This window comes from Coprococcus intestinalis, assembly GCF_023656595.1.
In the GTDB taxonomy this organism is placed as follows: domain Bacteria; phylum Bacillota; class Clostridia; order Lachnospirales; family Lachnospiraceae; genus Coprococcus_A; species Coprococcus_A intestinihominis.
Window position 1 is genome coordinate 107,800 of record NZ_JAMOKJ010000011.1, and the last position, 10,343, is coordinate 118,142.

Consider the following 10,343-nt stretch of genomic DNA (forward strand, 5'->3'; position numbering starts at 1 on the left):
TATTTATTGCAACAGGCAGAACACATAACAGAATCTGAAGTAGATATTGAGAAGAAAAAGCAGGAACTATATTCAGAAATTGATGCACTTGGAATAAAAAGCGATTCAAGAATTAACAAATTGAAAAAGTTCTTGGCAGATAGAAAAATCTGGCATCTGGAAGAAATGGATTATCCTTTGCGAAATTCGTATGAACAATATTTAAGAGGACAGATACGATCACAAATTGTATCTTTCTATTTGAAAATATATGATACGGTAAAACAACAACATATCTATCAACAAATGCAGACGCTAAATGGAAAGCGGATATATGAATGGAAATATCAAAATAAAATTTATTTTCTGAAGTATTATCCGGAAAAGGAAATAGCTGAGACCTTTGAAACTTCTTATAAAACAAACCTATTGGTGTGGGATTTTACACAAAATTGTTCAGAAGTTTTAAAGAAACAAATTTTTTATACGTTGAGTCGTATCATTGCCAATACTTCAATGTCTAAGGCTTATAGAAATGTCAGGTTAAAATCCTTAAAACTTCTTTATGATTCTTGTGTTCAGTTAAATATTACGGATATTGGATTGCTGGAAATGGAACAAGTGGAAACTATTTTAAAGAATTTTCCCGAAACGAGTCAACGAAGTATTTTAGGTGAATGCAGAAGAGATGCGTTTATGCAGCAGGAACAGATCCAATGGGAAGCAAATGTATGGTATCTGGAACGATTACATCTTGGAAAACATCGGATAGACGAAAGTAAATCCTTAATTAGCATTTCTTTTATGGAAGTCAAGGAAATACAGAATCGAGAAATTTTACAGGCATACATGAAATATGAACTGGGAATTACTGGACAGGCAGTCAGCACGATTGTACGAAGATTTGTATGTATTAGAAATTTTATTGAACTGCTGGAACAAGAAAAGATACTGGCGATTCATGCAACTGTCGCAGAAGTAAAAAAGTATGCAGACGGCTTGCGAGAACGGGGAATACAGGCAAAGGGATTTAATGAAAGAATTTTCGGTATCGGTCATTTTTATAAATTCATGGAAGTTAAACAGTATATTACAAGAATGCCATTCCGAATTGAATATTTCCAACAAAAAGAAGTAATAGTACATCATGATCGTAGCGTTGAGGAAACAGTATATATGGAAATTTTGAAAAAATTATATCTTTTTCCAGAGCGATTACGATGTATGTTCCTACATCTGTGGTGTCTAGGATTACGGGCGAGTGAAGTGTGTACATTGAAAGGAAATGCTTATTATCAGCAGGGCGAGGATTATTGGATTCAGGTGTATCAGGTCAAAATGAAGAATTATAAAAGGATTCCAATCCCACAGGCACTTTATCAGATTATGAAAGTATACTTGAAAAAACATGAAATTCAGCCTGAAGAATTCATTTTTAAAAACAGCAGAGGTGGTGCTTGTCTATATGGTACATTCCGAACTCAGATGATAGAAGCGTGCCGGGAAAATAAGATTGCAAATGGAGAATATTTATTTCAATCACACGATTATCGACATACAGTAGCAACTATGTTTTATGACAGTCATGTATCACTGCAAAGTATCAGGGATTATCTTGGACATACTTATGAAGAGATGACAAGACAGTATATTGATTATATGCCGCAAAGGATTGCAAAAGCAAATGATGAGTTCTTTGAAATGCAAGGAAGTAGTTTAGCATCATGGCTAAAGAAAGAGGAAAAAGATGGAAAATGATATTATATACTTCAGCGATTTCCCCAATTTACAAGAAACAGGGACACGTAAGGATAATGGAAAATTTGATTTAACGTTGCTTCCAACGCAAGAATTAAAGGAAGAGTTTCGAGGTTATATTATGTATCGCTGCAAAAACGGAACGTTTAGAGCATTGATTCAGGATCGAACAGCTTATAATCATATTGCAAAGTTTTTGAACAGCAGAATAAATCGGAGAATCAAAAGCCTTGGAGATAGAAATCCAGAAAAATGGATATCACTTTTAAAAGGCTGGATGTTAGAACAGGGAATAACTATTGTAAAAGAAAAGAAGAGTGTGTATGGTACAGTAAGCTATGGCGAAGCAGTGACGATATTATATTTCAGAAACGTACTGAAATTTTTAGGGCCAGAAGATTTACGGGATGAGATAGAAAAAGATGTTTGGGAACTAAAAAATCTGGATATTAAAATCAGATCCAATCCAATTTATAATGTAAAAACACTGGATTTCAGAAAAATATATCAGCCAGATATCAGGGAAGAATGTAAGAAAGCTGTTTATATGAATCTGCAGTATGAAGCAATAGGAACTGTACAGGGAGAATTGACAATAATGAGGATATTCTCAGAATATCTCCAAAAAGAGTATTCCAAAATAAAAAGCTGCAGTGAAATAGACAGAGAAGTGTTGGAAGAATTTTTGATACATCTGTCAACAAAAGATACTTCCCATAGTGCGAATAGTTCTTATGTAATTTCATTAAGACGACAGTTAGAGACAATCGGAAAAATTTACAGCTATGAAAGATTGGAGCATTTATTTATTAATACGGATATTCCACCGGAAGTAAATGCAGAATTTAGAGTGTATTCTGATGATGAAATGAAACGACTGAATGCGGAAATTACACAGATGGATGTACAGATTGCAAGATGTCTTCTGATACATCAGATGCTTGGAACTAGGATATCAGATACCCTTACACTGAGACCAGATTGTCTGACGAGAGAAAATGGCCAAGATATGATTGAAATATATCAAGTTAAAACTAAAAGATATAAAAAACCGATCAGTAAAGAACTTGCAAAACTGTTACAGAGTTCTATTGAATATACACAGGAAAAGTTCGGTGATACAGAATACATATTTGTTAATGAAAAAGAACCTGACCGCCCGATGCAGTATATGGCTATAAAAACAAAAGTCATGTCCATGATACAGGAAAAGCAGTTGAAAGATGATCATGGCGAATTATTCGGGTTTGGAACGCACATGTTCCGGCACTACTATGGCGTCAAACTTACAGAAATGCATCTGGATGACTGGACGATAGCGAGACTATTGGGGCATAAAAGACTGAATAATGTACAGCATTACCGGAAAATGAGCAATCAAAGAATGGCAGACGAAACCAGAGAAGTAAGACAGAGGATGAGTGACATCATATATATGAGTCTGGCAAGATGGGGTGAAGAATATGAGCAAATACGACAAGATGATTGAGGAAAATCAGAGAAAAAGTAAAGAGAAAATTGAACTGGCATTGCAAGCAATACAAGATATGCTGGCAAATAAAGAACGTATCAGCGTTCCAAAGCTGATGAAGAAAACTGGATTGTCGAGAGGATTCTTTTATAAAAATCCAACCGTCCGGGATACATTGAACCAAGCAGTAGAGCAACAGGCCGGAATGATAGATCCAAGAAGAGAAATTCTGAACATGGCGATGGAAAAACAGATTGAACTGTTGAACCAGAAGGTGGCAGCTCTGAGCAGAGAAAATAAGGAACTGAAGAGAAAGAACGAAAAGTTACAGAAGGCATTACGGAAACAGGATTTGAATTTTATTAAGAACTTATAACATTGAAAATAATAAGATGGAAGAGATGTGTGCAGACACATCTTTTCATCGTTGAGGATAAAATATATAGAATGAGAATGGGATTGTTTTATGGTATACTAAAAGTGAAATGCTAACTTTGATATGAGGTATAAAACAATATGACAGAAATACAAATTAAAAATTTAATTAAAGAATATGAAAAAGAATATATTGAGTTTATGGAAATTGAGAAATTACCACAGTATAAGATAGATTTTTTTGAAATTAATGTTGAGGAAAGCGATGCAGCAGGATTCGCTTCAGCCGCCCAAGCTTACTATAATACGAAAACAGATGAACATATATTAAGGATATGCAAAAGTTCGGAAATACCAAGGTATATTGTGTTTCATGAATTTACGCATATTTTAGATACGGAAATGTATGCAAAGCAAGATTCTTGGAAATATATGGCTTTGTCTGGTTATACAGAATATCATGCAGCACAAGTTGAATTGATGATAATGTTAGGAGCAGATAGTATACAAACTCAAGATTTTTCATTTACAGTTGATGTTGAAATAGGTAATAGTACAGTTAGGAATTACCTAAACTCAAGACATCAATTAGTAGTGAATATGATGAATAGAACAGATTTTCCAAGAGATATTGAAGCATTAAAAACAACGGTAGGTGTGCTATATAATTATTTTGGAGTGCGTTCTATATGTAAAATGTATGCGAAAGATTATACTGAAGAAGTGGATAACACAATTATTATTCAGAAACTTTCAAAAGTATTATTTGAAGAGATAAATAGCTTTATGGTTGGATGGTTTAATGAAGCACAAGTAGAGCTGAGCTTTGTGTCATATATGAAAATAATGTGGCCTATGCTTCAAAGCTATTTTGGAAAAGAATGAAAGATAGTAACAGTAAACACAGTTTTGTATACAGTTAAACCCAGTAAAATCAACGCATGAGGGGAACTGGCTACATTTTAGTTCCCTATATGGTGGTATCGTGAACCGAGCATCATTGATACTTTCCTTGAAAGCTATGATTTTACAGGCAAGAGAATTATTCTCTTTGCGACATCCGGCGGCAGTGGTCTTGGCAAGACAGACGAGGGTGTGAAGAAAATCGTACCTGGAGCAAAGGTTGAGAATGGACGTATGCTTAATGGCAATGTATCTGAGGCGGATGTCAAAGCCTGGGTACAGAGCCTGAATTTATAGAGAAACGAGAAAAACTAAAAACATGGGGTGTCATACGTATTGAAAAATGTATGACACCCCTGATTTTGCCAGTAATGCATCAGAGTCCGGGACAGTGTTTTAAATGGGCAGAGTGATGACACCGGTAATCAGCATATAACCAAGGGCTGCACTTCCGGCAATCAGAATAATCAGCATCAGACATCCCACCAGCCTTTTCTTCATTGTGAAGAAGAAACTGGTAACAAAAATCATCAGCAAAAATATAATCAAAGGTATAGCAATTATCTCCATGTTCGCCTCCAAAATAGGGTTAATCTTCACGTATATTAATGTATTTTATCAGATACAGGCCGGATTGACCAGAGAAATTCTATACTTTTGCAAATTTATAAAATGGACTGTTATATCATATATTTTTCTGGTATAATAAAAACAGAAAAATTATTGGACTGAGTGAAATTTCTTTTTTTTACATGAATACTCCATTGAAATAGAGTAAATACTCAAGTTTTACATCTCTAATAAATATGCTGATTTCTGGGTACAATGTTAGTATCATAGACCAGAGGAGAGGTGTACATTACTTGGGTGTAGAAGAGTATATTCCGGACCGGATTGCAGGGTTGAGTGAAAAGAGGGGATATACGAAGTATCGTTTGTCTCAGATTACAGGCATGACACAGACTGCATTGGGCAATATATTAAGTCAGAAGAGTATCCCTACCATTCCCACACTGGAGCGGATATGTGATGCATTCAATATTACATTGGCACAATTTTTCTCAGAGGATGGGAGTCGGTTGGATTTGACGGATGAACAGAGTGAGATACTGGAAGTGTGGGATGGGCTGGATGTAAAGGAGAAAGAGATTTTATTATCATTCATACGCAGTTTGAAGAAATGAGAGCAGTTCAATCAAAAGGGACTGTTCTTTTTTATGCTTTGAGAGAACGGAGAGGCAAAGTATAAAAGGGAGACTATCGGGGTGAATGAGGATGAACGAGACGATCAATACAATGCCGGAGTATGAACGATTACGGACGGATTATGAGAAGAGACTGCATGAAGTCGAACAGAACTATCAGAAACAGCTGATTCAGATGGCAGATGAGGCAAAGCGGGCGAATATGGCGAAAACCGATTTTTTGCGTAGGATGAGTCATGACATGCGGACACCGATCAATGCTATCAATGGCTATGTCAGAATCGCCGGGGCTTTTCCGGATGATCAGGTGAAGCAACAGGAATGCAGGAACAAGATACTGACGGCGTCGGGATATTTGCTGGAGATGATCAAAAGTGTGTTGGATATGAGCAAGCTGGAATCCGGTGAGATGACTCTGGAGCATAAGCCATTTCAGATGACTGCGCTGCTGGATCGCGTCTGTCGAGTTATAAAAGTGCAGGCCATGGAAGAGGGGATTGATTTTAATGTGGATAATGAGGTGCTGACGCATTCATGTTTGATTGGCAGCCCTGCACATATTCAGCAGATTTTGATGAATTTGCTGAATAATGCGGTGAAGTATAACAGGCGGGGCGGCAGAGTTTGGCTTCGGTGCAGGGAGATTGCGGACAGACCGGATCGATCATGGTTTGAATTTGTCTGTGAGGATACGGGAATTGGGATGAGTGAGGCTTATCAGCAGCATATTTTTGAACCTTTTTCACAGGAATCCGATGGCGTCAAGAGCAAGTATGATGGAACGGGTCTGGGACTCCCGATTACCAAGAGAATGATCGAACTGATGGGTGGTACCATTGATTTTTGGAGTCAGAAGAACGTCGGTACCCGATTTACGGTCAGACTTCTGTTGGAGATTGACATTGTATCCTGTCATTACGATCGAGCGATCCACGCAGATGAGACAGCGAATCTGGCAGGGCTTAGAGCATTACTTGTTGAAGATAATGAAATGAACATGGAGATCGCTGAGTTTTTACTGAAAGAACAACACATGCAGGTTGATAGGGCATGGAATGGTGCTCAGGCTGTAGAATTGTTTGAACAGTCAGAAACGCATGCCTATGATATTGTCTTGATGGACATTATGATGCCGGTGATGGATGGACTGGAGGCCGCCAGACGGATACGCAGCCTTAAGCGGGAGGACGCCAAAACGGTGCCTATTTTTGCCATGTCGGCCAATACATTTATTGATGACATCGCTAAAAGCAGGGAAGCCGGGATGGATGAACACTTTACAAAACCATTGGATATAGAGGTCATTCGTGAGGCTATTGGGCGATATTGTGGTCGTGGCAGAGTATTTTGAAATTACATGACTGCTGAAAACCGCATGAACGGGAAAAACGATTAAACGGCAGGTTTAGTCGTTTTTTTATATAATTGTGCAAAGTGTATTTTAACGCATCGGAATCTAAGGTATAATAAATGGGCAGTGTGTAGATTAGAAGAATAGAAAGGTATTGTGATGGGATCATTTGAAGAAGATAAAGACATTATCAAGCAAAATCTTGAATGTGTGACGGAACGTCCGGATGCTGTTTTTGGTATTCGTATGTTGATGGAAGATAAATGTGAGATGCCGGACCGTGAGATGGTGCAGGATGTGATGGATCGACATTTGGGCAGAAGTGAGTGCTTTTGCTATGATGCACAGGTCATTGGCTTTTCTGCCAGTCAGTACAGTGTTCATTTTGCAAAAGAGAATAAAGATATATCACCGCAGCTATTGATTATGGGATGCAAGCCGATAACGGCGCCTGTGATGGATGGCATGGAGAAAAGTCAGACCTGGGATTGCCCCGAATGTGATGACATTCTGCAGCAATGTACCTGGCAGGTTGCAGCGTCAGATATGATGGCAGCAGGCTTGAATTATAAGGAACGTGCTGAGATGCTGGTGCAGTATGTGGAGGCGTTGATGGAACTGTTTCCATCCTGTAGGGCGGTTGTATTTGACAGTTCCAAGAAGATGTTTACAAGGGAGAAGTTGATCCGATGCCGGCTGCCGATGGAGTCTCGTTTTATTTATTATGCAGTGAATGTGCGATTGTTCAATATTCAGGGAGCAGAGGATATGATTGTGGATTCTGTGGGAATGAGCATGTTGTCTTTGCCGGATATCCAGTATCATTTTCATGGTGTGAATCCCAATGCGGTTGTTGCCCATGCTTATCAGATTCTTGCCTATATTTTTGCTTCTGGCAATCCGATTAAGTCCGGGGATTCTATTGATGGATTCAGGGGTGGACATATGGATCCCTCTGTTCAGTGGAGAGTGCAGTATGAGAATGCGATGCTTCCGCCGGCACGAAAGCTGTTGGATGTGAATATGGGTGCGTATGCAGCAGGTGTCAGGGAATAGCGTACAGCAGAGCCTTCCCAGATTTAAGTGAGTTTTAAATATGAAATGGAGAGAACAATGAAGATTATTAACAACATTGAAATAGATAATCCGAACCAATGGATAGAGCGCTTTGTGGAGCAGGTGCTTGAGAATGCAGGTATAGATTGTGAGCAGGCGCTGATTGAAGAAATAGAGGAAGAGAAGCGCATTCTTTTGAGTGCAGGTGGTCAGAGGTACGATATCAGAATTCAGGCTTTTCTTCCGGTTGCAGCTGATTTGAATGGTATGGTATGCACGGAGAATGTACAGTATGTCTTGTATCGGAAGAATACAGAGAATGGTCGGGAATATGGTGAAGAGATAGATGATGATTTTATAAGGATTCAGCGCGGCAATACGGCTGCTTATGAAGAAGTGCAGGAAAAAACATTATTCTAATGTTATTTTCTTTTTTGAAAAAGCTATGCCTGACTCTTGTATTTTACTTTTAAATAGTGTAAAATCTAGTCAAAACGCACTTCATATTGTATTAACTTTTCTTAAGTAGACGAACGGTTATGAAGCATGCACAACTATTCAATATTTCAATTATAGATACAGGGGGAACACCATGGCAAAAGAAATGGTTGTTGTACTTGACTTTGGTGGTCAGTATAATCAGTTAATTGCACGAAGAGTCAGAGAATGTAATGTATATTGTGAAGTCCTTCCATATACGAAGACACTGGACGAGATTAAAGCCTTAAATCCAAAGGGTATTATTTTTACAGGTGGTCCGAACAGTGTTTATGATGAGACTTCTCCTCATTATGAAAAGGCTATTTTTGAACTTGGCATCCCAATCCTGGGTATCTGCTATGGTTCTCAGCTGATGGCTTACACACTGGGCGGTGAAGTAGCAACTGCACCTGTCAGCGAATACGGCCATACAGATGTTGAAGTTGATACAACTTCTGTCCTCTTCCACGACGTTGCAGATACAACCGTCTGCTGGATGAGTCATACCGATTATATCAAGGAAGTACCGGAAGGCTTCCGTATTACAGCCCATACACCTGTCTGCCCTGTTGCAGCTATGGAATGTGCTGAGAAGAAGTTATACGCTACCCAGTTCCATCCGGAAGTTATGCATACCAAGGAAGGTATGAAAATGCTCCACAATTTCGTCTATGACGTCTGTGGATGCGTTGGTGACTGGAAGATGGATTCTTTCGTTGAGACAACCATCAAGTCTCTCCGTGAGAAAATCGGCGATGGCAAGGTCCTCTGTGCATTATCCGGCGGTGTTGATTCCTCCGTTGCAGCAGTCCTTCTGTCCAAGGCGATCGGCAAACAGCTGACATGTGTGTTTGTTGACCATGGTCTTCTGCGCAAGAACGAAGGCGATGAAGTTGAAGCTGTTTTCGGCCCTGATGGCCCTTATGAACTGAACTTTATCCGTGTCAATGCACAGCAGAGATATTATGACAAACTGAAGGGTGTTACAGAACCGGAAGCGAAACGAAAGATTATTGGTGAAGAATTTATCCGTGTCTTCGAAGAAGAAGCGAAGAAGATCGGTTCCGTTGATTTCCTTGTACAGGGCACAATCTATCCGGACGTGATCGAAAGTGGTCTCGGTAAGTCTGCTGTTATCAAGTCCCACCACAATGTGGGAGGTCTTCCAGATGTTGTCGATTTCAAGGAGATCATTGAACCATTAAGAATGCTTTTTAAGGATGAAGTCCGCAAAGCAGGTCTGGAACTCGGTATTCCTGAGTACCTTGTATACCGTCAGCCATTCCCTGGCCCTGGTCTTGGTATCCGTATCATCGGCGAAGTTACCGAAGAGAAAGTTAAGATCGTACAGGAAGCAGATTACATTTATCGCGAAGAAATTGCCAAGGCAGGCATTGACAAAGGTCTTGGACAGTACTTTGCAGCACTGACCAATATGCGTTCTGTCGGTGTCATGGGTGACTTCAGAACCTATGATTATGCGATTGCACTTCGTGCGGTCAACACAAGTGACTTCATGACAGCAGAAGCTGCACAGCTCCCATGGGAAGTACTTGCAAAGGTTACAAATCGTATTGTTAATGAAGTAAAAGGTGTTAACAGAGTGATGTACGATTGCACAGGAAAGCCTCCGGCGACCATCGAATTCGAATAAATCGAGTTGCTTAAAAAAGCCAGTGTTTATGCGGGTTTCAGCGATTTCGATTAGTCTTTTGATAACAAATTGATAACAGTCATAGCAAGTGCCATTATTCTTGTTATCCAG

11 protein-coding genes are annotated in these 10,343 nt (G+C 39.2%); 10 read left to right on the top strand and 1 reads right to left on the bottom strand.

Going from position 1 to position 10,343, the window contains the following annotated elements:
• The first annotated feature begins 6 nt into the window (after nucleotides 1-6).
• The 5 genes from NBH03_RS09675 (at nucleotide 7) to NBH03_RS09695 (ending at nucleotide 4,783) form a co-directional block, all read left to right on the top strand.
• Nucleotides 7-1,737, top strand: a complete 1,731-nt coding sequence (locus NBH03_RS09675) for a tyrosine-type recombinase/integrase (RefSeq protein WP_007886448.1) — start codon at nucleotides 7-9, stop codon at nucleotides 1,735-1,737.
• Entirely contained in the window at nucleotides 1,727-3,226 is a 1,500-nt protein-coding gene (locus NBH03_RS09680) for a tyrosine-type recombinase/integrase (RefSeq protein ID WP_006426955.1), read from the top strand. The genes NBH03_RS09675 and NBH03_RS09680 overlap by 11 nt, the downstream gene beginning before the upstream one ends.
• Nucleotides 3,201-3,584, top strand: a complete 384-nt coding sequence (locus tag NBH03_RS09685; protein WP_015513361.1) for a DUF6262 family protein — start codon at nucleotides 3,201-3,203, stop codon at nucleotides 3,582-3,584. The genes NBH03_RS09680 and NBH03_RS09685 overlap by 26 nt, the downstream gene beginning before the upstream one ends.
• Nucleotides 3,585-3,724: 140 nt before the next feature.
• Entirely contained in the window at nucleotides 3,725-4,468 is a 744-nt protein-coding gene (locus tag NBH03_RS09690) for a hypothetical protein (RefSeq protein ID WP_006426953.1), read from the top strand.
• Between the two features lie 114 nt (nucleotides 4,469-4,582).
• On the top strand, nucleotides 4,583-4,783 hold the full coding sequence (locus tag NBH03_RS09695; protein ID WP_250799466.1) for a flavodoxin: 201 nt from the start codon (nucleotides 4,583-4,585) through the stop codon (nucleotides 4,781-4,783).
• 99 nt (nucleotides 4,784-4,882) lie between these two features.
• Here NBH03_RS09695 and NBH03_RS09700 read toward each other — a convergent pair whose 3' ends face one another.
• Complete coding sequence (locus tag NBH03_RS09700; RefSeq protein WP_227081904.1) at nucleotides 4,883-5,056, bottom strand: hypothetical protein; 174 nt, start codon at nucleotides 5,054-5,056, stop codon at nucleotides 4,883-4,885.
• A 293-nt stretch (nucleotides 5,057-5,349) separates the two neighbouring features.
• Here NBH03_RS09700 and NBH03_RS09705 point away from each other — a divergent pair, with 293 nt between their 5' ends.
• The 5 genes from NBH03_RS09705 (at nucleotide 5,350) to guaA (ending at nucleotide 10,232) form a co-directional block, all read left to right on the top strand.
• Nucleotides 5,350-5,670: a helix-turn-helix domain-containing protein gene (locus NBH03_RS09705; protein ID WP_117528698.1), complete on the top strand. Its 321-nt coding sequence runs from the start codon at nucleotides 5,350-5,352 to the stop codon at nucleotides 5,668-5,670.
• A 91-nt stretch (nucleotides 5,671-5,761) separates the two neighbouring features.
• Entirely contained in the window at nucleotides 5,762-7,042 is a 1,281-nt protein-coding gene (locus tag NBH03_RS09710) for an ATP-binding protein (protein WP_250799459.1), read from the top strand.
• 159 nt (nucleotides 7,043-7,201) lie between these two features.
• Nucleotides 7,202-8,098 carry a DUF4261 domain-containing protein gene (locus NBH03_RS09715; protein WP_250799460.1) on the top strand — a complete coding sequence of 299 codons (897 nt, stop codon included), beginning with the start codon at nucleotides 7,202-7,204 and terminating at the stop codon, nucleotides 8,096-8,098.
• A gap of 57 nt (nucleotides 8,099-8,155) precedes the next feature.
• On the top strand, nucleotides 8,156-8,518 hold the full coding sequence (locus tag NBH03_RS09720; protein ID WP_250799461.1) for a hypothetical protein: 363 nt from the start codon (nucleotides 8,156-8,158) through the stop codon (nucleotides 8,516-8,518).
• A gap of 172 nt (nucleotides 8,519-8,690) precedes the next feature.
• Nucleotides 8,691-10,232 carry a glutamine-hydrolyzing GMP synthase gene (gene guaA / locus NBH03_RS09725; RefSeq protein WP_015515193.1) on the top strand — a complete coding sequence of 514 codons (1,542 nt, stop codon included), beginning with the start codon at nucleotides 8,691-8,693 and terminating at the stop codon, nucleotides 10,230-10,232.
• Nucleotides 10,233-10,343: the final 111 nt, after the last annotated feature.

Excerpts from the sequence above, each read along its gene's own strand:
- NBH03_RS09680 (WP_006426955.1), top strand. The coding sequence starts at position 1,727 with ATGGAAAATGATATTATATACTTCAGCGATTTCCCCAATTTACAAGAA.
- NBH03_RS09685 (WP_015513361.1), top strand. The coding sequence starts at position 3,201 with ATGAGCAAATACGACAAGATGATTGAGGAAAATCAGAGAAAAAGTAAA.
- NBH03_RS09690 (WP_006426953.1), top strand. The coding sequence starts at position 3,725 with ATGACAGAAATACAAATTAAAAATTTAATTAAAGAATATGAAAAAGAA.
- NBH03_RS09700 (WP_227081904.1), bottom strand. The coding sequence starts at position 5,056 with ATGGAGATAATTGCTATACCTTTGATTATATTTTTGCTGATGATTTTT.
- NBH03_RS09710 (WP_250799459.1), top strand. The coding sequence starts at position 5,762 with ATGAACGAGACGATCAATACAATGCCGGAGTATGAACGATTACGGACG.
- NBH03_RS09715 (WP_250799460.1), top strand. The coding sequence starts at position 7,202 with ATGGGATCATTTGAAGAAGATAAAGACATTATCAAGCAAAATCTTGAA.
- NBH03_RS09720 (WP_250799461.1), top strand. The coding sequence starts at position 8,156 with ATGAAGATTATTAACAACATTGAAATAGATAATCCGAACCAATGGATA.
- guaA (WP_015515193.1), top strand. The coding sequence starts at position 8,691 with ATGGCAAAAGAAATGGTTGTTGTACTTGACTTTGGTGGTCAGTATAAT.